Source organism: Myxococcus sp. AM010, assembly GCF_013372585.1.
Taxonomy (GTDB): domain Bacteria; phylum Myxococcota; class Myxococcia; order Myxococcales; family Myxococcaceae; genus Myxococcus; species Myxococcus vastator.
This window is the reverse complement of sequence record NZ_JABXEO010000045.1, coordinates 1-20,587: the sequence shown is the minus strand read 5'-3', so window position 1 is coordinate 20,587 and position 20,587 is coordinate 1. Positions and strand designations below refer to the sequence as shown.

The window sequence follows — 20,587 nt, the reverse complement described above, 5'->3', positions numbered from 1 at the left end:
TACTGTCTGAACCGTGAGCACGCCGAAGACACAGAGCGAATGGAAGCTGACGGAGCTGGCCGAGGCGGTGGGCGTCTCGCCGCGGACGGTGCGCTACTACGTCCAACGCGGCCTGCTTCCCGCGCCCCCCTTCCGGGGACCCGACACCGTGTACGGGGAAGCGCACCTCGTGCGGCTCAAGGCCATCCGCGTCCTGCAGGCGCGGTTCCTGCCCCTGGATGCCATCCAGGCGGAGCTGCAGCGCCTGAGCCTCGATGAGCTGCGCCAGCTCGCCGATTCGGACGCGCCCCCCACGCCCCCGGTGTACGCGCAGCCGGCGCCGGGGCCCGCAGTGGTGGCGCCACCAGACCCGGCCACGGGCCTGAAACGTTACGAGCGCTGGGCGCTGCTCCCAGGGCTGGAGCTGCACGTCTCGGAAGCAGCGGACACGAAGACTCGGGCGCTCGCGGAACGCGTTCGCGCCCTCATCGCGGAGTTTCAGGAAAAGGAGAAGCCATGACCCACGAGAAGGCTGGGCTGTACACGCGCAACGGCACGCAGGTCCCCCTCCAGGGTGTTGAAGTCACGGGCGAGCTCCTCGGCGGCCATGCGCGCGTGCGCGTTCGCCAGCGCTATCGCAACGACGAGCACCAGCCGGTGGAGGCCATCTACACCTTCCCCCTCCCCTCCGATGGCACCCTCTCCGCCTTCTCCATGACGTGCGCCGGGCGGCGCATCGAAGGCGTGGTGCGGGAGCGTGAAGAGGCCTTCCGCACCTACGACGACGCGGTCACCGCGGGCCACGGCGCGGCGCTGCTGGACGAGGAGCGCCGCAACGTCTTCACCGCGCAGGTGGGCAACCTGCTGCCCGGCGAGGAGACGGTGGTGGAGGTGGAGTTCCTCCAGGCCGTCACCGCCGAGGAAGGCAGCGTGCGCTGGATGCTGCCCACGCTGGTGGCGCCTCGCTACATCCCCGGCGCGACGACGGGCGACCGCACCGGCCACGGCCGTGAAGAGCCCACGGCCCAGGTGCCAGACGCGGACCGCATCACCCCGCCCGTGGGCGACGTGCGCTACGGGCTGCGCATGGACCTGCTCGTGGACCTGGGCCGCGAGGTGGTGGTGGAGAGCCCGTCCCACGCCATCACCACCACCCGGGAGGAGGGCACCCGCGTGCGCGTCGGCTTCTCGCGCGGCGAGGTGTCCCTGGACCGCGACCTGGTGCTGAGCCTGCGCAGCTCGGACAGCAGCGCGGTGTTCACGCCGCTCGTCACGCACCGCAAGGCGGAGGGAGGCCCGGGCACCTTCGCGCTCACCGTGGTGCCGGACCTGCTGGCCATGGCCTCCGCGCCGCCCAAGCAGGAGGTGGTGTTCGTCGTGGACGTCTCTGGCTCCATGGCCGGTGAGAGCCTGCCCCAGGCCCAGGCCGCGCTCCGGCTGTGCTTGCGCCACCTGCGCGAGGGTGACCGGTTCAACGTCATCGCGTTCGAGAATCGCTTCCGCTCATTCCAGCCCGAGCCCGTGCCCTTCACGCAGCGCACGCTGGAAGAGGCGGACCGCTGGGTGGCCGCGCTGAACGCGAATGGCGGCACGGAGCTGCTCGCGCCCATGCGCGCCGCGGTGCAGGCGGCCCCCGACGGCGTCATCGTGCTGCTCACGGACGGACAGGTAGGCAACGAGTCGGAAATCCTCCGCGAGGTGCTCGCGGCGCGGAAGACGGCGCGGGTGTACTCGTTCGGCATCGGCACCAACGTCAGCGACGTGCTGCTGCGGGACATGGCGAAGCAGACGGGCGGCGACGTGGAGTTCATCCACCCGGGCGAGCGCATCGACGACAAGGTGGTGGCGCAGTTCTCCCGCGCGCTGGCGCCGCGTGTCACCGAGTTGGAGGTCCGCTTCGACGGCGTGGAGTGTGTGGAGCTGGCGCCCGCCGAGCTGCCGCCCCTGGTGGATGGCGTGCCCTGGACGCTGCTGGGCCGCTATGCCTCACCCGGGACAGGCACGGTGACGCTACGGGGGCGCTCGGGACGGGAGCCCTTCTCGCTCACCGTCCGCGTGGACCTGCCCACGGTGTCGGACCGGCCGGCGGTGGAGAAGTTGTGGGCCGCCGAGCGCATCCGGGGCTGGGAGGCCGCGCAGCTCACCGGGCGCCGCGCGGAGTCCATGAAGCAGCGCATCGTCGAGCTGGCCGTCGCGCACCAGATTGTCACCCGGTACACCTCGTTCGTCGTGGTGGAGGAGCGCAAGGGCGAGCGGCGGACCTCTGGACAGGCCAACACGCGCGTCATCCCCGTGGAGGCACCCGCGGGCTGGGACATGTTCGGCGGCGCGAAGAAGGAGCAGGCCGAAATCGGTGGCGCCGCTCCCCGGCGCGGACGGATGGCCGCCAGGGGAGGAATGCCGCCGCCTCCGGGGGCCCCGGTCATCGCGCGCGTCGCCAAGCCGACGGGGGCACGGCCTCTTGCCGAGGCCCCGCCCGCCCCCGCCATGCCCTCCAGCGATGCCCATGACGACGGCACGGACTGGATGATCATGAGGAGCGAGCGGCGTGAGCAGAGCAAGGCCGACGTCATGAAGAAGCGCGGCAAGGGAGGAATCCTCTCCCGCTTCTTTGACGGTGCGCCGGCCTCGGAGCCGCTGAAGGAGGCGGAGGCCGAGGAGTCCGACGCGTACCTCGCGGAGGCTCCGGCGGCCGAGGGTGGCGTCGACATGGGCGCGGAGAGCCTCCTATCGCGGCAGCTCGCCAATGGGCTCTGGGACGGCACCGGCGAAGGCTCCGAGCCCGTGCGGCAGGCACGCGCCACGGCGCTGGCCCTGCTGACGCTGCTGCGCGAGGGCATCACCAGCAGCCACCCGCTGCACGGCGCGCAGGTGAAGAAGGCGGTGGAGGCCCTGCTGTCCCTGGCCGCCAGCCTGAGCGGCGATGCCCAGGTGGCGGAGCTGGCGCTGGGCGTGGCGTGGCTGGCCGCGGCGGGCCCGCGCACCCGAGGCCGCATCGAGCAGGCCGCGAAGCCGCTGGCCGGACTCAACGGCCGGTTGGGCAACGAGGTGGCCCTGCGCGAGCACGTCGACACGCTGGCCGCGCGCTGACGCACCGCGAACAGACGGCGGCATGACTGACACATGCCGCCGTCGCGCCTGGCATACAGTGCCGGGCGACATGACGCTCGCCACGCTCCTCCTGCTCGCCACGCTCGCCGCTCAGTCCCCGGAGGCTCTGCCCTCGCCCGAGGCCACCGCACCGGAGACGGTCACCTCGCCGCCCCTGGTGTCCACGCCCGAGGCCTGTACGCCCGGCTCGGAGGCGGATTACTCGGCGGGCTTCGACGCGCTCGTGCGCGGCGACGACGCGAAGGCGCTAGCGCTGTTCGAGCGGGTGCTCGCGGCCTGTCCGCGGCACCCCCATGCCACCGAGCTGGCCCGGCTCTCCCGGACCCGGCTCGCGCCCGGAGGTCGACTGGCCACCGCCGCCGCGAGCGAGGTGGGGCGAGCGCCTCGCTCCAGCGCCGCGCGTGCCTCGCTCGTCGTGGTGCAGACGCTGCACGGCGCGGCCCAAGGGGTGCTCCTGTGCGCCATCGGTGATTGCAGCGGCCAGGGTTACGCCGCGGTGTCACTGCTGGGCGCCGGAGCGGGCGCCGCCAGTTCGTGGCTGCTCACCCGGGGCGGCGTGACGGATGGGCAGGCCGCCGTCATCAACTCCGGCACCGTGTGGGGCTTCTGGTTCGGCGTCGCGACGCTGCTCGCCTTTGATTTGGAGGGGGACAACGCGCTGGGCGCCACCATCCTCGGCGGGGCGGGCTTCACCGGCGTGGGCGTCTTGCTGGCGCACCTGGTGAGCCCCACGTCGGGGCAGGTGTCCCTGGCCAACTCGGGCGGCCTCTGGGCCGGCGTGGTGACGGCGCTGTTCCTGGCGACTTCGGACAGCAATGACACGCGGGGCTTCTTCGCCGCCGAGCTGGGCGCCACCGCCGCGGGCATCCTGTCGATGGCCATCCTGTCGAAGTACGTGCCGGTGTCCCGGGGCCGCATGCTCCTCATCGACGCGGGCGGCATCCTCGGCGGGATGGTGGGCGCGAGCGCCGTCTACCTCACCGCGGGCGATGACGCGGGAGACGCCATCCTCCTGGGCAGCGGCATTGGCGTGCTGGGCGGCCTGGCCCTCACCACGTACCTCACCCGGAACTTCGACCTCCCGGACGCGCCCCAGGTGACGCTGGCGCCGCTCACCACGTCGCGCGGGGGCACGGGCGTGTCCATGGTGGGCCGGTTCTAGCCGCGCTCAGCGACGGCGCAGGCCGTAGATGGACATGAGCATCTGCTCGAAGGTGCGCGAGGGCAGCACGGCCTTCGCCACCACCGCTACCCGCTGCGCCAGTTGGGCCACCGGGTAGCGCACGCGAGGGGCACCGCGCTCCATCACCTCCAGCACCTTCTTCGCCACGTCCTCGGCGGCCAGTCCCTCGCGTTCGCCAGACTCGATGGCCTTCAGCACGGCCTCGAAGCGCTCCTGGTACGCGGAGCCCGCGCCCGCCTTCGCGACACACACGCGGTTCTGGGTGATGCGCGTCCGCACGTCTCCGGGCTGCACCAGCGTCGCCTCGATGCCGAACTCCGCCACCTCCTGGCGCAGCGCCTCGGTGAAGCCCTCCAGGGCGAACTTGCTGGCGCTGTAGAGCGACTGGAAGGGCAACCCCACCTGCCCGCCCAGGGAGCTGACCTGGATGATGCGGCCGGAGCGCCGCTCGCGCATCGACGGCAGCACCGCCTTGCACACGCGCAGCGCGCCCAGGAAGTTGACGTCCAACTGCGCGCGCGCCTCCTCGATGGAGGTGTCCTCGGCGGCGCCCGCGAGCGCGTGGCCCGCGTTGTTCACCACCACGTCGATGCGGCCCTCACGCGACAGCACCGTCTCCACGGCCCGCTGCACCGAGTCATCCTGGGTGACGTCCAGCTCCAGCATCCGGTAGCCCGGCGGCGCGGCCTCCACGGGGCGGCGGCTGGTGCCGTAGACGGTGTGGCCACGCGCGCTCAGCAGCTCCGCGCACGCCTTGCCGATGCCGGACGAGGCACCGGTGATGAGAACGACCCTTCCTTGCGAACCGGACATCCAGGCTCCGTGCGGCAGTCTTCCTGGCGCACAAACCACGGGTGCCCGGGGCCCGACAAGGGACTCTCACCCCGCGTCACGGGGTGCCCGGCGACCTAGACAGTCTTGCTGCGCGCCGCGGCGGCGACACCCGGCTGCGCATCCTCTCCCGCGACGGCCACCTGGTGGCGCTGCACCTCGCGCACCATGAAGAAGGCGGCGGCGGACAACACGCCCAGGTCATCCAACCAGCCGAGCACCGGAATCACGTCCGGCAGCGCGTCCACGGGCGACAGGAAGTAGACCACCGCCATCACCCCGGCGAGCTTCCGCCAGAGCGCTACGTGCGGGTCGCGCACGTACCGGAAGAAACGGCTCCCCATTCCACGAAGGCCTGCGATGTTCATACCTACCTCTACGCACGAGGGGCCCGGGTGATTGCGGCCCCAGCCCATACCCAGCGTACGTCGTCCGGCCGCCCGGAGGACAGCCGGGCTCAGTCCGGAGTGTCCTCCAGCACCATCGCCCGGCCCACCACCTCCAGCCGCGCCCGGTCGCCCGCGCGCAGCGGCAGGTCCGGCGCGCCGCGCACGGTGAGCTCCAGGCCGTTGCAGGCCACGGTGAACTCGGCGGCGGGGCCCTGGAACTCGCGCGTCAGGACCTCCGCTCGCAGCGCGCCGCCCAGCGCGACGCCATCCGTGTCCGGCACCAGTCGCATCGCCTCGGGCCGCAGCGACAGCAGCACGTTGCCCTTCGCCGGTGCGCCCGTCACCGGGAGGATGCCGAGCAGCGTCCGGGCGCCATTGCCAAAGCCCACGCCCGGCAGCAGGTTGGTGCCGCCCAGGAAGTACGCCACGAAGGCCGTGCGCGGCGTGGCATAGACGGCCTCCGGCGTGCCCACCTGCTCCACCTTGCCCGCCCGCATCACCGCCAGCCGGTCCGCGAAGGCCATGGCCTCCTGCTGGTCATGCGTGACGAGCATCACCGTGGCCCCCAGCGACTTCAGCGCCCGCCGCACTTCCATCCGCGTGGAGGCCCGCAGCGCGCTGTCCAGGCTGGAGAAGGGCTCGTCCAGCAGCAGCACCCGGGGACCGGGAGCCAGCGCCCGGGCCAGCGCCACGCGCTGCTGCTGCCCACCCGAGAGCGCGTGCGGCATGCGCGACTCGAAGCCCTCCAGGCCGAAGAGCTTCAGCATGTTGCTCGCGCGAGCACGGGCCTCCTGGCGCGGCATCGCGGTGAGGCCAAAGGCCACGTTCTCCACCACGGACAGGTGCGGGAAGAGCGCGTAGTCCTGGAACACCATGCCCACGCTGCGCTGCTCGGGCGGAACGAAGGCGCCGGAGCCGGCCAGGGTGCGGCCCTCCAGCGTGACGGCGCCGCTGCTGGGGCGCTCGAAGCCCGCGACCAGCCGCAGCGTCGTCGTCTTGCCACACCCCGACGGGCCCAGCAGCGCCAGCACCTCGCCGGGCTCCACCGCCAGGGACAGGCCGTCCACCGCGGCGGTACCGCTGGAGGCATAACGAAGGGTGACGTCGTCGAGCGAAAGCAGAGGCATGGCGCGCGGCGCACCCTACCGCGTTCCCGCGGGCACGGGCGCTTTGGCTCAACCCGGAGACGAGCTGCCCTCTTGCGACACCAGCAGCCCCACACCCAGCGTGGAGACGGCCATCAGCACCAGCGCCGGCAGCGCGGCCTCGGCGAAGCGGCCCTCGGCCGTGGCGCCCCAGACGCGCGTGGCGAGCGTCTCGAAGCCGATGGGGGCCAGCAGCAACGTGGCCGGGAGCTCCTTCATCGCCGTGAGGAAGACGAGCGCCGCGCCCGCCAGCAGCCCGGGCCGCAGCAGCGGCGCCGTCACCCGGCGCAGCACGCCGGACGGAGGCTGGCCCAGCGACGCCGCGGCCTCCGGCAGGTGCGGGTTGAGCTGGAGCAACGACGCCCGCACCACGCCCACCGCCTGCGGCAGGAAGCGCACCACGTAGGCCAGCACCAGCATGACCAGGGTGCCGTAGAGGAAGGGCACCGCCTGCACGCCCAGGAAGACGAGCGACAGCGCCAGCACGATGGGCGGCAGCGCATAGCCCGCGTAGGACACGCGCTCCAGCGCCACCGTGAGGCGGCTCGGGTAGCGCACCGCGAGGAAGGCCAGCGGCAACGCGCCCACCACCGCCGCCACCGCGCCCAGCATGGAGGCGCTCACCGAGTTCCATGCGGGCCCCATCATCGGCCCGGACTCCACCGACAGCCCCCGCACGCCCCAGTAGACGAGCACGCCCACCGGCAGCCCCACGCCCACCGCCACCACCGCGCCGCACAGGAGCAGCGCCGGCACGCGCCAGCGGCCCAGGAGGACGAGCGAGGAGGCCCGCGCGGCGCCCTTCGCGCTGCGGTGATAGCTCGCACGGCCGCGCAGCCACAGCTCCAGGGCCAGCACGCCCACCGTCACGGACACCAGCGCCAGCCCGAGCAGCGCCGCGTAGCTGCGGTCATACGCGCCCTCGTACTGCACATAGATGGCGCGCGAGAAGGCGTCGTACTGCAGCAGCGCCACCGCGCCGAAGTCGGAGAGGACGTACAGGCCCACCAGCAGCGCGCCAGACGCGAAGGCCGGGCGCAGCAGGGGCACGGTGATGCGAAAGAAGGCCCGAGCAGGCGTGAGCCCCAGGCTCCTCGCCCCCTCCAGCCATGCGGGGTCCTGGGACTGCAACCCGGCGCGCAGCGCGAGGAAGAAGTACGGATACGTCGACACCGTCAGCGCCAGCAGCGCTCCGGGAAAGCCATACACGGGCGGCACCGGGAGGCCCCAGCGCGTCAGGGGTTCTTCCAGCGCGCCGCCCACGCCGAACGCCGCCAGCAGCACGTAGCCGCTGACAAAGGTTGGCACCGCCAATGGCACACACAGCAACACCGTCCACAGCCGGCGCCCCGGCAGGTCCGTGCGCGCGGTGAGCCAGGCCAGCGGCAGCGACAGCAGCGCCGCGCAGCCCGTCACCGCCGCCGCGAGCCCCAACGTGCGGCCCAGCAGGCCCCACGTCCTGTCCCGCAGCAGCAGGCCCCAGGCGTCCGCGTCCGCTTCCACGGCGCGCACGCCCAGGTACACCGCGGGCACCAGCGCCAGCGCGGCCATGGCCACGCCGGCCACCCACAACCCCACCGGGGCACGACGGCGCATCAGAGGACGCCGGTGTCCTGGAGCAGCTTCACGGTGCCGCGCAGGTCATCCAGCCTGGACAGGTCCAGGTCGGGCGAGCCCACCTTGTCGAGCGGGGGCAGGCCTTCGGCCAGCTTCGCGCCCGGCACCAGGGGGAACTCGGACGTCTCCTGCGCGAAGTACGCCTGCGCCTCCGTGTCCAGCAGGTACGCGGCCAGCTTCTTCGCCGCGTCCGTGTTCTTCGAGCCCTTGAGGATGGCCACGCCCGCCACGTTCACCAGCGCGCCCGGGTCCCCCGCCGCGACGAAGTAGTTGGCCACGGGCAGGTCCGCTTTGTTCTTCTTCGCGGAGAACAGGTAGTAGTGGTTCACGAAGCCCGCGTCGATTTCACCGCGCCCCAGCGCCTCGATGATGGCGGAGTTGTTCTTGTAGACGCGCGGCGCGTTGGCCTGGATGCCCTTGAGCCACTGCGTCGCGGCCTCGTCGCCCTTGAGCAGGCGCAGCGCGGTGACGAAGGCCTGGAACGAGGCGTTGGTGGGCGCCCAGCCCAGGCGGCCCTTCCACTTCGCGTCCGTGAAGCCGAGGATGCCCTTGGGCAGCGTGTCCGCCTTCACCTTCTTCGTGTTGTAGGCCACCACGCGCGCCCGGCCGCTGGTGCCCACCCACACGCCGTCCGGCGACCGGAAGCGCGCATCCACCTTGTCCAGCGTCTGCTTGGGCAGCGGCTGCAGTTGGCCCGCCTTCGCCAGCGCGCCGAGCGCCCCCGCGTCCTGCGCGAAGAACACGTCGGCCGGCGTCTTCGCGCCCTCCTCCAGCAACGTGGCGGCGAGCTGCGGCGTCTCGCCGTAGCGCACCTTCACCTCGACGCCCGTCTTCGCGGTGAACTTCTTGAGGAGCGGGCCCACGAGCTTCTCGTTGCGCCCGGAGTAGATGGTGAGCGTCTCCGCCGCGAGCGCGGGGGAGGCCAGGGTCAGGACCAGGGAGGCCAGGAGGAGTCGTACCATGGGCCGGCACCCTAACGGACGGCCTCCCCCGCTTCCACCGATTGCGCGCGGGCGTCCGGTGAAGCGCGACGCAGGTGACGACAGCGTTGCCTCGCGGCCCGGAGTAGCCTCGTGGGCCGCAACCTCCCGCCACCGTGGAGACACCATGCCGCGCCCGCTCGTCGCCGCCTGTGCCGCTGCCGCTCTGCTCGCCGCGCCCTCCGCCCTCGCGCAGGCGCCTGCGTCTCCGAAGCCTCCCATCTCCACGCCCAACCCGATGAAGGACGCCGCCGAGCGAACCCGGAGCGCGCTCCAGCTCGGCCCCGCGCCTCGCCCAGAGGACGTGCGCTCCATCGACTCCCTCATCGCCGCGCTCTACGACGTCATCAGCGGCCCGGCGGGACAGGCGCGCGACTGGAAGCGCTTCCGCGCCCTCTTCCACCCGGGCGCGCAGATGATTCCCATCCGCCGGCCCAAGGACGGCAAGGGGCCCGCGGCCACGCCCTTCACGCCGGAGGACTACGCCACCTCCGCCTCGGTGGCCTTCGACAAGCGGGGGTTCTTCGAGAAGGAGACGCGCCGGCAGGTGTCTGGTTATGGCGACCTGGTCCAGGTGCTGAGCGCGTATGAGACGCGTGAAGCCGCGGACGGGCCGGTGATGGCCACGGGCGTCAACAGCTTGCAGCTCGTCTTCGATGGGAAGCGCTGGTGGATTCTCAACATCGCCTGGACGGACGACAAAGCCGCGGGGGTTCCCGTGCCGAAGGACTTCACCCGGAAGTAGAACGCGCGTCATGGGTGACGCGTCCCTGCGCGATGTGCTGGTGATGGGGAGCTACTGCCACGACCTGCTCCGGCATGGCCCCGGGCGGCAGACACATGCGCTCGGCGGGTCGGCGGCGTACATCGCGTCCGTCCTGGAGGCGATGGGGCTGGAGTACGCGGTGGCCGCGGTGGCTGGCGAGGACTTCCGCTACAGCGACGCGGTCCGGTATCCGCCGCGCATCGTGCCAGGAACGCGCACCACGCAGTTCATCGCGGACTTCGAGGGGGAGGCGCGGACCCTTCGCGTCAGCGCGAAGGCGGAGCCGATTCTCCCCACGGACATCACCGTGGACGCGCGCGTGGCGCTGGCGTGCGGGGTGGCGGGTGAGGTGCTGCCGGAGACACTGCTCCGCGCCTCCGAGCGGGCGCGGCATGTGCTGGCGGATGCGCAGGGGTTGCTTCGGGCCTTCGATGACGACGGACGGGTGCTCAACCTCCGCCTGGAGGACACGCCCTTCGCGGGGCTGCTGGAGCGGCTCCGGGTGCTGAAGGCCAGCGAGGAGGAAGCCCGGGCGATGGACATCGAGCGGGTGCGTCAACGGACGTGCCTGGTGGTGACGCGCGGGGCGCGGGGCTGCACGGTGCTCACGGCGGAGGCGCGCATCGACGTGCCCACGGTGGCGGTGGAGGAAGTGGATGCCACGGGCGCGGGGGACTGCTTCCTCGCGGGCTTCACGCTGGGGCTGCTGCGAGGACTGCCGTTTGATCGCTGCGCCGCGCTGGCGAACTGGTTTGGCGCGCAGGCGGTGACGCAGGTCGGTGTGCCGAAGTTGGATGTCAGCCGGCTTCCTGCGGAACTGCGCTGAGCAGTATTCAATGAAAATCAAGAACACTGCCACGCCTTTGGGATGTGTGCTCGTAAGCCTTGCCCTGGGATGTTCCAGTGGCGCGCACTCCACCGGGAGACGAGGCGAACCGTACGCACTGGCTTCCTGCTCCGATTCCGTATCGTGCTGCCTCCAGCGATTCCCCGGCATGCCCGAAGCATGTGGGCTTTCCGCTGCCGAGGCCGCTGTGCTCATGACCGGCGTCCAAATCGCCACGGACACCACACCCGTCGAGTGGGATGACTCGCATAATGCAGCCCTCCCCGAATGGAAGCGAACGTGCATTCGTGCCTATGGCGACTGCAAACAGGATGGCTGGAAGGGCTCCTGTTACTCCTGCTTTCAACTCTGCGAGGGCCAGCACGAATGGCCCGGCGACAAATGCTATCCCGTGGGAAAATAGCGCATGGCTGAAGAACTCGATTGGGATCCAATTCGCGCCCTTGCTCGCCGGGTGCTGCGCGATGGAGAGCCCCTGATGCTCACCATCGAAGTGCGGGGACTCCTGGCGCGAACGGCTCGCGAAGTGGGCATCAGCCAAGCCGAGGCGACTGCGGCACTTGCGTCGGACACGAGCGCCCTGGAGCTCCTCCATGAGTGCTCGCGTCGCATCAGCGAAGGCTCCAGCCGGATGGTGAATGCGCTTCACCGGATGTATCAACACAAGCGCGCGGGTGACCTCGACAGTGCCCGCCAGGAAATGCGGGACGTGTTGGCCGCCGAGGTGGTCCCGCATTACCGCGCCGTTGCGCAAGGTCAGCTCAACCTGCTGGATGATGCGCCTTGAATGACAACGGGGACGCGACTTCCGCCGCGTCCCCGTCAGTCAGCCTTCCGGCAATTCAACGGACGACTCAGCCCTGAGTGGGCTCCTCGTCACCCGGGGTACCACCCTCCTCGGGCGCCGGGGTCGGCTCGGAAGCGGCCTCCACCGGAGCCGTGGCCTCCACCGGAGCCGCAGCCTCACCCGTGGCCTCCACCGGAGCCGCGGCCTCACCCGTGGCGTCCACGCTCTCCACGGGAGTCACCGCCTCGCCGTTCTCCTCCGTCTCATCGCTCTCGGGCAGCTTGGAGATGGCCATGACCTTCTCCTGCTCGTTCTCCAACGCAATCAGCCGCACGCCCTGCGTGTTGCGGCCGATGACGGAGATCTCCTTCACCCGCATGCGGATGAGCATGCCGCCGTTGGTGACGATCATCACCTCGTCCGACTCCTTCACCTGGAGCAGACCCACCACCTTGCCGTTCCGCTCGGTGGTCTTGATGTCGATGATGCCCTTGCCGCCACGGCCCTGCTGCCGGTACTCGGTCTCCTGCGTCCGCTTGCCGTAGCCGTTCTCCGTCACCGTGAGGATGGCCGTGTCCGTCTCCACCATGTCGGCGCCCACCACCTGGTCGCCGTCCTCCAGCGTGATTCCCTTCACGCCGTAGGCCTGGCGGCCCATGGAGCGGACCTCCGTCTCCGGGAAGCGGATGCTCATGCCCGACGCCGTCGACAGCAGGATGTCCTTGCTGCCGTCGGTGATCATCACCGCCACCAGCTCGTCCCCGTCGTCGATGCCCAGCGCGATGATGCCGCTGGAGCGGACGTTCTCGAACGCGCTCAGGTCCGTGCGCTTCACCACGCCCCGCTTCGTCACGAAGAAGACGTAGCGGTTCTCCGGGAAGTCCCGCGTCACCAGCACCTGCGCCAGCCGCTCGCCCTCGCCGAACTGCACCAGGTTCACCATGGCCTTGCCGCGCGACGTGCGGCTGGCCTGCGGAATCTGGTGCACCTTCAGCGAGTACAGCTTGCCCTTCGTGGTAATCGGCATCAGGAACGCGTGCGTGCTGGCCACGAACAGCTTGCTGACGAAGTCGTCTTCCTTCGTCGCCGCGCCCGTCTTCCCACGCCCACCGCGCTTCTGCGCCCGGTACTCGGTCAGCGGCGAGCGCTTCACGTAGCCCGTGTGCGACAGCGTGACGACCATCGTCTCTTCGGCGATGAGGTCCTCGCGGGTCATCTCATCCACGGCGCCGGTGATTTCCGTGCGGCGCTTGTCGCCGTAGCGCTCGCGAATCTCCACGAGCTCCGTCTTGATGACGTTGAGCAGGCTGCTCTCGTTGGCCAGGATGTCCCGCAGCCGCGCGATGTCGCGCACCAGGCCAATCAGCTCGCGGAACAGCTCCTCGCGCTGCAGGCCGGTGAGCCGCTGCAGGCGCATCTCCAGGATGTTCTGCGCCTGGCCCTCGCTGAAGCCCGCGCCCTCGTACTTGTGCGCGAGCCCCCCGTAGCTGGGCTCCTCGTTGCGCGCGCGGGAGACGAGCAGCTCCATCTGCGCCTTCGCCTTGTCGTAGTCGATGCGCTGGAGGTTGACGAAGCGCTCGTGCTCGTACAGCGCGGGCGACAGGATGTGCATCAGGCCCCAGCGCGCCTCGTCCGGGTCCTTGGACGCGCGGATGAGGCTGACCACCAGGTCGATGAGGTCCTGCGCGACGAGCAGACCTTCGACGATGTGCATGCGCGCCAGCGCCTTGCGCAGCTCGTAGCGCGTGCGGCGCGTCACCACGTCGCGGCGGTGCGCGATGAACCGGTCCAGCATCTCCTTCAGGTTGAGCGTGCGCGGCTGGCCTCCGTCGATGGCCAGCATCACCGCGCCGAAGGTCGTCTCCAGCGACGTCATCGCGTACAGGTTGTTGAGCACCACCTGCGCAATCGCATCGCGCTTGAGCTCGATGACGATGCGCATGCCCTGGCGGTCGCTCTCGTCGCGGATGTCGCTGATGCCCTCCAGCTTCTTCTCGCGCACCAGCTCGGCGATCTTCTCGATGAGCCGCGCCTTGTTCACCTGGTACGGAATCTCCGTGAAGATGAGGGCCTCGCGGTCCCCCTTCTTGGAGGTCTCGATGTCCGAGCGCGCCCGGATGGTGACCTGGCCGCGGCCCGTCTCGTAGGCTCGGACGATGCCCTCGCGCCCGGTGATGATGGCGCCGGTGGGGAAGTCCGGACCGGTGATGAACTCCATCAGGTCCCGGACCGTGCAGCCCGGGTTGTCGATGAGGTGCAGCGTGCCGGTGATGACCTCGGTCATGTTGTGCGGCGGGATGTTGGTGGTCATGCCCACCGCGATGCCGCTGCTGCCGTTGACCAGGAGGTTGGGGAACTTCGACGGGAGGACGAGCGGCTCTTCCAGCGAGTCGTCGTAGTTGGGACCGAAGTCCACCGTCTCCTTGTCGATGTCCGCCAGCAGGTCCTCCGCCAGCCGCTCCATGCGCACTTCCGTGTAGCGCATGGCCGCTGGCGAGTCGCCGTCCACCGAGCCGAAGTTGCCCTGACCGTCCACCAGCAGGTAGCGAAGGCTCCACTCCTGCGCCAGGCGCACCATGGCGTCGTACACCGACGAGTCACCGTGCGGGTGGTACTTACCGATGACGTCACCCACCACGCGGGCGGACTTCTTGTAGGCCCGGTTGTGGAGGTTGCCCAGGTCATTCATCGCGAACAGCACGCGGCGATGCACGGGCTTGAGTCCGTCACGCACGTCGGGCAGCGCGCGCCCCACGATGACGGACATGGAGTAGTCGAGATACGAACGGCGCATCTCGTCTTCGATGTTGACGGGAATGAGCTCTCCAGCGCTGTCCGGGGGAGGAGGCGCGGAGGGCGGTGCCGGCTTGTCGGTCGTGTCGTCAGCCATGAGCTCTAGAAGTCTGCGGAGGGGCCCGCGAATGGGGGCCGCCGTCCAGTGGGTGAGCGTTCGTAACCCCTGGATTTCCCAGCGTCAACAGGGGAAACAAGGGGCTTTCGCCCCGAACGGCGGGATGCCGGGATGGGACTCTTTTTTGAACGCTTGAGCGGGCCTTTTTCAGCCCTGCGGACGCAAGGGAGCAGCCAGGCGCTCGGCTTCGGCACCCACCGGTCCTTCCGGGTCCCGCGCCTTCGCTTTTTCGAACGCCGCCAGGGCCCCTTCCCGGTCGCCCTTGAGCTTCAAGGCCACGCCCACGTTGAGGTGCGCGGAGGGAGCGTCACGGTCCATGGCCACGGCCTCCCGGAAGAGCACCAGCGCCTGGTCCACGTCGCCCGACAGCAGGGCCTCCTTGCCCGCCTGGACGCGCTTCTCCGCGTCATTCACGAGCTCCACCTGGAACACGCTGCCGCCCACCACGTTCGCGACGAGCACGCGCAAGATGCCGCCCCAGTAGAACGTGAGCCCCTCCGCGGCCACCACGGCGGCCAGCGGCAGGTCCGGGAGCAGCTGCTTGCCTCGGAACTTGAAGCGCACCCGTGTGTAGCGGCCCTTGTTGGCCCAGTGGACCATCTCCCCCTGGAGCTTGCGCAGCCCTTCTTCCATGCGCTTGGGGTCGATTTCGAAGGGCAGCACGCGGCCCGCGGGCTCGCCGGACGGGAGCGCCTTGGGGCCAGGGCGGCGCGGCGTGGGCTCGGCCTCCAGCACGGGCTCGGCTTCCAGCACGGGGGGACGAGGCGCCTCGGCCGCGGGCTCGGACACCGGCGCGCTGGCGCGACGGGGCGCGGTGCGAGTCCTGGAGGCGGTTTTCTTCGGGGCGGCGGCCTTCTTCGGGGCGGCGGCCTTCTTCGGGGCAGCGGCCTTCTTCGGGGCGGCGGCCTCCTTCGCCGCTGCCTTCGACGCGGAGGGCTTCTTCGCCTTCGACGGACGCTTCTGGGACGTGCGCTTGGCCATGGGCACACCTTAAACGAGCCACGGCGGCAACGCTTGCACGGCGCAGACGGATGGCGGGCTTCGCACGGTTCTTCGCACGCACGCCACACGACTTCACGCCGCGCGAGTCCCTTCCCGCCGGGCGCTCGGGGATGATGGGGCCTCTTCCTCAAAGGACCTTCCCCCGCATGACTCGCGTCCGGCACGCCCTGCTCCCCGCCCTGCTCCTCGCCGCCCCCATCGCCAGCGCCGCGCCCGCCGACCCCATCGCGTCCCAGGACGCCTGGCCCCGCATCCGCAAGGAGCGCATCCAGAAGCTGCTGCCCCAGGCCATGGCCCGCGCCAACGTGGACGCGTGGGTGGTCATCTGCCGGGAGAACGACAACGACCCGCTGGCCATCCACGTCGGCTGTGAGAACGCCGGAGGCACCGCCGCCTTCCTGTTCCTCAAGCAAGGCGAGGCCGTGCGCGGCGTGGCCCTGTCACCCGAAGGCGAGGCCACCGCGCTCCGCGACGTGGCGCCGCTGGACGAGGTGGTGGCGCTGCCGCGCGGAACGAAGCTCTACGCGCAGGTGGCCTCGCGGCTGGCGGCGGCGAAGCCGAAGCGCATCGCCGTCAACTCGTCCACGTCGGTGACGGTGGCGGATGGCCTGTCCGCCACGCAGCGCGCCGCGCTGGAGAAGGCCCTGACGCCCGCGCTGCGCAAGAAGCTGGTGTCCTCCGAGGACCTCGTCTCCGAGTGGCTCTCCGTGAAGCTGCCCGAGGAGGTGGACATCCTCCGCAAGGCCGCCGCGCTGACGTCCCAGCTGGAAATCGAGGCCTACCGCGCGGTGGTGCCGGGCAAGACGCGCGACGTGGACGTGGCCCGCTTCCTCCGCCAGCGCATGGCGGAGCTGGGCGTGGGCGACGCCTGGGCGCCGGAGCAGAACCCCAACGTCCAGAGCGGCCCCACGCGCGGCCACTCCCACGCCACCGAGCGCGTCATCCAGACGGGTGACTTCATCCAGACGGACTTCGGAATCCGCGTGGGCGGCATGTGGGTGACGGACATCCAGCGCTTCGCCTACGTGCTGGCGCCGGGCGAGACGCAGCCGCCCAAGGCGGCCCTGGAGAAGTGGGAGAAGGGCAAGAAGGGCAGCCGCATTGCATTGGCCACCCTGAAACCCGGCGTGCGCGGCTGGGACGTGGACAAGGCCCAGCGCGACTGGATGCGCGAAGCGGGCTCCGCGCCCGTGATGTGGGGAACGGGGCACCCGGTCGGCTACTGGGCGCATGACGTGGGCCCGGCGCTCTCCGGCGCACAGCAGGGCAAGCCCGCGGCGGGGCAAGCGGCGCGCATCGTCCGGCCCGGGCAGGTCTTCGCCTTCGACGGGTTCTTCGCGTGGCCGGACGGCGGCGAGGGCGCCCAGCGCATCATCGCCGTGGAGGAGATGGCCGTCGTCACCGAGACGGGCGCGGAGTACCTCATCCCACCGCAGGAGGACCTGGTCCTCATCCCCTCCCCGGGTCCGTCCCGCCCCGTGCCGTGAGACATGTGTGACGTGACAAGCTCCCGGGACATGCTCAGGTAGGATGAGCGGAACCGCTCGCGGAGATGGCCCCGATGCAGAACGTGCTGGTGATTGACGACGACGCCTTCGTGCTCTCGGTGGTGAGGGACATCCTCCAGAGCGCGGGCTACGGGGTCGTGACGGTGCAGTCACCCGCCGAGGCGTTCAACCTGGACCTGTCCAGCGTCTCCGCCATCCTCTGCGACTACAACATGCCGGACATGAACGGCTCCGACGTGCTCACGGTGATGCGTGAGCTGAAGGACTGCCGGGTGCCGTTCATCTTCCTCACCGGACACGAGGACCTGGATGACCTCGTGTCCGTGGCCATCCGCTACGGCGCGGAGCTGCTGCCCAAGCCCATCCAGCCCGTGGAGCTGGTGCGGCTGCTGGTGAAGCAGCTCGCGTCCGCGGCCTGAGCGCTACCCCAGCACCGCCACCAACTGGCGGCACTGGGCCAGCAGCTCGCCCTCCTGGGTCCACAGCTGCTGGAAGTCCTCTGAGTAGCCCTCCGCCGCCTGCCGTGAGCGCCCCGTGCGCAGGAAGTAGGCGTCCTCGCGCAGGCCGGGCCGCGGCAGGTCGTGGAAGAAGTGCACGGTGAAGTCCACGCTCGCCGCCGCGTGGAAGCCGTCCACCCGTGAGAGCACCGACGGCGGATAGGCGTCCATCAGCCCCACGCACAGCGGCGCGTCCAGCACCAGCGTGTCCTTGGGACGAATCCAGCCGCCCGTCTCCGCCACGTCCGCGCCGGAGTACGGCGCCGAGCCCACGCAGAAGCGATACTCAAAGAAGCTGCAGAAGGTGGGCATGGGCACGTCGTCCGGCACCGCGGGCACCTCGTGAGGCGGCGGTACGACGGGGCGCTTCACGTCGAAGTACTCCGTCACCCCACCGCGCGACGCGCCGAACGTGGCGGTGGCCACGCACAGCACCCCCGCGGCGCTCTCGACGCGCGCCGTCGCGTGGGTGACGAGCCGCCCCGTCCGCTCGATGCGCGTCTGGATTTCCGCGTCGCCCTCCACCGCCGGCGCGCAGAAGTGCGCGGTGAGGGTGCGCACGGGGCGCCCCACCTGCTGGGCCTGCGCCAGGGTGTGCTCCAGCGCGCGCAGCGTCGTCCCCGCGACGATGCCGCCATAGGCGCCCTTGCCCTGATACCAGGGCGCGGTGAAGCGGATGCCGTAGCGGTTGGGAGAGAGCGGCTCGGGGGTGGTGGCGGCGAGGAAGGCAGCGGTCATGTCGCGCCGCAGCGTATCAACGCTGCCCCGAGGTGTCCGGCCCGAGCTTCACACGGGCTCGCCGCCCCTTCAGGCGGGCAGGCGCCAGTCGATGGGCGGACGGCCGTGGGACTCCAGCGCCTCATTCACGGCGCTGAAGGGACGGCTGCCGAAGAAGCCATTGCTGGCCGACAGCGGCGAGGGGTGCGTGCCCTCGATGACGACGTGCCGCTTCGCATCGATGAGCTTCTTCTTCTTCTGCGCGTAGCGGCCCCACAGCAGGAACACCACCGCGTCATCCTTGGCGCTCACCGCGCGGATGACGGCGTCCGTGAAGTCCTCCCAGCCGTGCCCCGCATGGCTGTTGGGCTTCGCCTGCCGCACCGTCAGCACCGCGTTGAGCAGCAGCACGCCCTGCCGAGCCCACGGAATCAGCGAGCCGTCCTTCGGGCGGGGCACGCCCACGTCGCTCTCCAGCTCCTTGAACATGTTCACCAGCGACGGCGGCGGCGCCACCCCGGGCTGCACCGAGAACGCCAGCCCGTGGGCCTGTCCCGGCCCGTGGTACGGGTCCTGCCCCAGCAGCAGCACCCGCACGTCTTCATAGGGCGTGAGCCGGAAGGCGGAGAAGAGGTCCTCCTCCGACGGGAAGACGGTGGCCTCCCGCCGCTCCGCTTCGACGAAGCGCTCCAGTTCCTGGAACGACGGCGACACCAGCGCCGCGCGCAGCGCCTGCTTCCAATCTTCCGGCAGCCCTTCCGCGAGCATGAACGCCTCCCGTTCCAGCGGCGGCGGCATTGAAGCACCGGGCTCCAAGAGGGCCCACTGCTTTCCACCTGTCCACGCCGGAAACCGTCTGCGGGCGGCCCCTGCCCCAGAAAGCAGCCAGGCAGGCGGGGCGGGTTCTTGGGCCCTGGGGCCAGAGCGCGCTAGCCTGGGTGGCGCCATGACGATGTACACCGAGTCACTCCGCGCGTTCCTCAAGCCCGTCCTGCCCTACATGGACGACGAGGCCGTGTCGGAAATCATGATCAACGGCCCGACCGACATCTGGATTGAGCGCAAGGGCCGGCTCACGAAAGTGGATGCATCGTTCACCGACGAAGGCCTGCTCGGCGCCGCGCGCAACATGGCCCAGTTCGTCGGCCGCATGCTCAACGAGGAGCGCCCCCGCCTGGACGCGCGCCTCCCGGATGGCAGCCGCATCCACGTGGTGATTCCGCCCATCGCGCGCAAGGGCACCACCATCTCCATCCGCAAGTTCTTCAAGGAGAAGCTGACGGTCCAATCCTTGATGAAGTTCGGCTCACTCACGCCGCAGATGGCGCGCCTCATCGAGGCGGGCATCGCCACCAAGCTCAACATGCTGGTGGCCGGCGGCACGGGCTCCGGCAAGACGACGCTGCTCAACATCGTGTCGTCGCTCATCCCGGACGAGGAGCGCATCCTCACCATCGAGGACTCGGCCGAGCTCCAGCTCAACCAGTCCCACGTCGTGCCCTTCGAGAGCCGGCCCCCCGACAAGTTCGGCAAGGGCGCGGTGGACATGGGTGACTTGCTCCACTCCGCGCTGCGTCTGCGCCCCGACCGCATCGTCGTCGGTGAGGTGCGCGGCGGCGAGGCCTTCCACCTCATGCAGGCCATGAACACCGGCCACGGCGGCTCGCTGGCCACCACGCACGCCAACACGCCCACGGACACGCTGCGCCGCATCGAGTCGCTGTGCCTCATGTCCGGCGTGGACCTGCCCATGGTCGCCGTGCGCGCCCAGGTGGCCAGCGCCATCAACTTCATCATCTGCTGTGAGCGCCTCCACGACGGCAGCCGCAAGACGATTGCCCTGTCGGAGGTGCTGCCCCTCAACGAGAAGGGCGACTACCGCACCCAGGACATCTTCGTCTTCACGCCCGTCACCAAGGACGAGGACGACCACATCCTGGGCTACCACGCGCCCACCGGCATCATCCCCAACTTCGTCAGCAAGGCGCGCGCGTACGGCTTCAACGACCTGGACGAGGCCTTCTTCGACCCGGCCACCTACGGCCTGCCGCCGCCGCCCACCTTCCACGCGGGCGAGGCGTACTCGGTGCGCTGGGCCCCGTCCCTGAAGCACCGCGAGCAGGGGAGGCCGGACCCGGACCACTTCAAGACGGAGTGGTCCGCCTTCGAGCAGCGCCTCAAGCAGGACGCCCGCGACGCGAAGGCCGGCAAGGCCGCCGCAGCGCCACCTCCGCCGCCCGCGCCGGCCGCCGCCCTTCACCCCGCCTTCGCGGGCGCCCTCGCCCAACCTGGCCACCGGCGCGCGCCCGGCCGTGGG

Annotated in this window: 18 protein-coding genes; 9 read left to right on the top strand and 9 right to left on the bottom strand. The window is 70.5% G+C overall.

Features of this window, described 5'->3' with window-relative positions; genetic code table 11:
• Positions 1-13 precede the first annotated feature (13 nt).
• From HV826_RS20665 to HV826_RS20655, 3 genes are all read left to right on the top strand, one after another.
• Positions 14-499: a MerR family transcriptional regulator gene (locus HV826_RS20665; protein WP_176418748.1), complete on the top strand. Its 486-nt coding sequence runs from the start codon at positions 14-16 to the stop codon at positions 497-499.
• Entirely contained in the window at positions 496-3,069 is a 2,574-nt protein-coding gene (locus HV826_RS20660; protein WP_176418747.1) for a VIT domain-containing protein, read from the top strand. The genes HV826_RS20665 and HV826_RS20660 overlap by 4 nt, the downstream gene beginning before the upstream one ends.
• A gap of 70 nt (positions 3,070-3,139) precedes the next feature.
• A complete protein-coding gene (locus HV826_RS20655; protein WP_255217324.1) occupies positions 3,140-4,252 on the top strand; it encodes a hypothetical protein in 1,113 nt (370 codons plus the stop codon).
• A 6-nt stretch (positions 4,253-4,258) separates the two neighbouring features.
• On the opposite strand, the gene HV826_RS20650 is transcribed toward HV826_RS20655, so the two are convergent.
• The 5 genes from HV826_RS20650 to HV826_RS20630 all read right to left on the bottom strand — a co-directional run bounded on the left by HV826_RS20650 (position 4,259) and on the right by HV826_RS20630 (position 9,217).
• Positions 4,259-5,086: an SDR family oxidoreductase gene (locus HV826_RS20650; RefSeq protein ID WP_176418745.1), complete on the bottom strand. Its 828-nt coding sequence runs from the start codon at positions 5,084-5,086 to the stop codon at positions 4,259-4,261.
• A 95-nt stretch (positions 5,087-5,181) separates the two neighbouring features.
• Positions 5,182-5,448, bottom strand: coding sequence for a YkvA family protein (locus tag HV826_RS20645; RefSeq protein WP_176418784.1), 267 nt, complete (start codon positions 5,446-5,448; stop codon positions 5,182-5,184).
• A 113-nt stretch (positions 5,449-5,561) separates the two neighbouring features.
• Complete coding sequence (locus HV826_RS20640; RefSeq protein ID WP_176418744.1) at positions 5,562-6,620, bottom strand: ABC transporter ATP-binding protein; 1,059 nt, start codon at positions 6,618-6,620, stop codon at positions 5,562-5,564.
• 48 nt (positions 6,621-6,668) lie between these two features.
• On the bottom strand, positions 6,669-8,234 hold the full coding sequence (locus HV826_RS20635) for an iron ABC transporter permease (RefSeq protein WP_176418743.1): 1,566 nt from the start codon (positions 8,232-8,234) through the stop codon (positions 6,669-6,671).
• Complete coding sequence (locus HV826_RS20630) at positions 8,234-9,217, bottom strand: iron ABC transporter substrate-binding protein (RefSeq protein WP_176418742.1); 984 nt, start codon at positions 9,215-9,217, stop codon at positions 8,234-8,236. The genes HV826_RS20635 and HV826_RS20630 overlap by 1 nt, the downstream gene beginning before the upstream one ends.
• 145 nt (positions 9,218-9,362) lie before the next feature.
• Between HV826_RS20630 and HV826_RS20625 the strand changes: the two genes are divergently transcribed.
• The 3 genes from HV826_RS20625 to HV826_RS20615 all read left to right on the top strand — a co-directional run bounded on the left by HV826_RS20625 (position 9,363) and on the right by HV826_RS20615 (position 11,635).
• Positions 9,363-9,980 carry a nuclear transport factor 2 family protein gene (locus tag HV826_RS20625; RefSeq protein WP_176418741.1) on the top strand — a complete coding sequence of 206 codons (618 nt, stop codon included), beginning with the start codon at positions 9,363-9,365 and terminating at the stop codon, positions 9,978-9,980.
• A gap of 10 nt (positions 9,981-9,990) precedes the next feature.
• Positions 9,991-10,827, top strand: coding sequence for a PfkB family carbohydrate kinase (locus HV826_RS20620; RefSeq protein ID WP_176418740.1), 837 nt, complete (start codon positions 9,991-9,993; stop codon positions 10,825-10,827).
• A gap of 427 nt (positions 10,828-11,254) precedes the next feature.
• Positions 11,255-11,635, top strand: coding sequence for a DUSAM domain-containing protein (locus tag HV826_RS20615; RefSeq protein ID WP_176418739.1), 381 nt, complete (start codon positions 11,255-11,257; stop codon positions 11,633-11,635).
• 67 nt (positions 11,636-11,702) lie between these two features.
• On the opposite strand, the gene gyrA is transcribed toward HV826_RS20615, so the two are convergent.
• Both gyrA and HV826_RS20605 read right to left on the bottom strand, forming a co-directional pair.
• Positions 11,703-14,525, bottom strand: a complete 2,823-nt coding sequence (gene gyrA, locus HV826_RS20610) for a DNA gyrase subunit A (RefSeq protein ID WP_176418738.1) — start codon at positions 14,523-14,525, stop codon at positions 11,703-11,705.
• 168 nt (positions 14,526-14,693) lie between these two features.
• Positions 14,694-15,527, bottom strand: a complete 834-nt coding sequence (locus HV826_RS20605; RefSeq protein ID WP_176418737.1) for a M48 family metallopeptidase — start codon at positions 15,525-15,527, stop codon at positions 14,694-14,696.
• 167 nt (positions 15,528-15,694) lie between these two features.
• Here HV826_RS20605 and HV826_RS20600 point away from each other — a divergent pair, with 167 nt between their 5' ends.
• Together HV826_RS20600 and HV826_RS20595 are read left to right on the top strand one after the other, a co-directional pair.
• Positions 15,695-17,035 carry a Xaa-Pro peptidase family protein gene (locus tag HV826_RS20600; RefSeq protein WP_176418736.1) on the top strand — a complete coding sequence of 447 codons (1,341 nt, stop codon included), beginning with the start codon at positions 15,695-15,697 and terminating at the stop codon, positions 17,033-17,035.
• 74 nt (positions 17,036-17,109) lie between these two features.
• On the top strand, positions 17,110-17,475 hold the full coding sequence (locus tag HV826_RS20595) for a response regulator (RefSeq protein ID WP_176418735.1): 366 nt from the start codon (positions 17,110-17,112) through the stop codon (positions 17,473-17,475).
• A 3-nt stretch (positions 17,476-17,478) separates the two neighbouring features.
• On the opposite strand, the gene HV826_RS20590 is transcribed toward HV826_RS20595, so the two are convergent.
• Together HV826_RS20590 and ung are read right to left on the bottom strand one after the other, a co-directional pair.
• Complete coding sequence (locus HV826_RS20590) at positions 17,479-18,291, bottom strand: acyl-CoA thioesterase II (RefSeq protein ID WP_176418734.1); 813 nt, start codon at positions 18,289-18,291, stop codon at positions 17,479-17,481.
• Positions 18,292-18,360: 69 nt separating this feature from the next.
• Positions 18,361-19,038, bottom strand: coding sequence for a uracil-DNA glycosylase (gene ung, locus HV826_RS20585; RefSeq protein WP_176418783.1), 678 nt, complete (start codon positions 19,036-19,038; stop codon positions 18,361-18,363).
• Positions 19,039-19,216: 178 nt separating this feature from the next.
• Here ung and HV826_RS20580 point away from each other — a divergent pair.
• On the top strand, positions 19,217-20,587 hold a 1,371-nt coding region (locus tag HV826_RS20580; protein ID WP_255217322.1), incomplete at its 3' end, for a CpaF family protein.

Bases quoted from the DNA above. Each gene is read 5' to 3' on its own strand.
- gyrA (WP_176418738.1), bottom strand. From the start codon at position 14,525: ATGGCTGACGACACGACCGACAAGCCGGCACCGCCCTCCGCGCCTCCT.
- HV826_RS20660 (WP_176418747.1), top strand. From the start codon at position 496: ATGACCCACGAGAAGGCTGGGCTGTACACGCGCAACGGCACGCAGGTC.
- HV826_RS20630 (WP_176418742.1), bottom strand. From the start codon at position 9,217: ATGGTACGACTCCTCCTGGCCTCCCTGGTCCTGACCCTGGCCTCCCCC.
- HV826_RS20620 (WP_176418740.1), top strand. From the start codon at position 9,991: ATGGGTGACGCGTCCCTGCGCGATGTGCTGGTGATGGGGAGCTACTGC.
- HV826_RS20650 (WP_176418745.1), bottom strand. From the start codon at position 5,086: ATGTCCGGTTCGCAAGGAAGGGTCGTTCTCATCACCGGTGCCTCGTCC.
- HV826_RS20640 (WP_176418744.1), bottom strand. From the start codon at position 6,620: ATGCCTCTGCTTTCGCTCGACGACGTCACCCTTCGTTATGCCTCCAGC.
- HV826_RS20590 (WP_176418734.1), bottom strand. From the start codon at position 18,291: ATGACCGCTGCCTTCCTCGCCGCCACCACCCCCGAGCCGCTCTCTCCC.
- ung (WP_176418783.1), bottom strand. From the start codon at position 19,038: ATGCTCGCGGAAGGGCTGCCGGAAGATTGGAAGCAGGCGCTGCGCGCG.
- HV826_RS20655 (WP_255217324.1), top strand. From the start codon at position 3,140: ATGACGCTCGCCACGCTCCTCCTGCTCGCCACGCTCGCCGCTCAGTCC.
- HV826_RS20645 (WP_176418784.1), bottom strand. From the start codon at position 5,448: ATGGGGAGCCGTTTCTTCCGGTACGTGCGCGACCCGCACGTAGCGCTC.
- HV826_RS20605 (WP_176418737.1), bottom strand. From the start codon at position 15,527: ATGGCCAAGCGCACGTCCCAGAAGCGTCCGTCGAAGGCGAAGAAGCCC.
- HV826_RS20635 (WP_176418743.1), bottom strand. From the start codon at position 8,234: ATGCGCCGTCGTGCCCCGGTGGGGTTGTGGGTGGCCGGCGTGGCCATG.
- HV826_RS20615 (WP_176418739.1), top strand. From the start codon at position 11,255: ATGGCTGAAGAACTCGATTGGGATCCAATTCGCGCCCTTGCTCGCCGG.
- HV826_RS20595 (WP_176418735.1), top strand. From the start codon at position 17,110: ATGCAGAACGTGCTGGTGATTGACGACGACGCCTTCGTGCTCTCGGTG.
- HV826_RS20625 (WP_176418741.1), top strand. From the start codon at position 9,363: ATGCCGCGCCCGCTCGTCGCCGCCTGTGCCGCTGCCGCTCTGCTCGCC.
- HV826_RS20600 (WP_176418736.1), top strand. From the start codon at position 15,695: ATGACTCGCGTCCGGCACGCCCTGCTCCCCGCCCTGCTCCTCGCCGCC.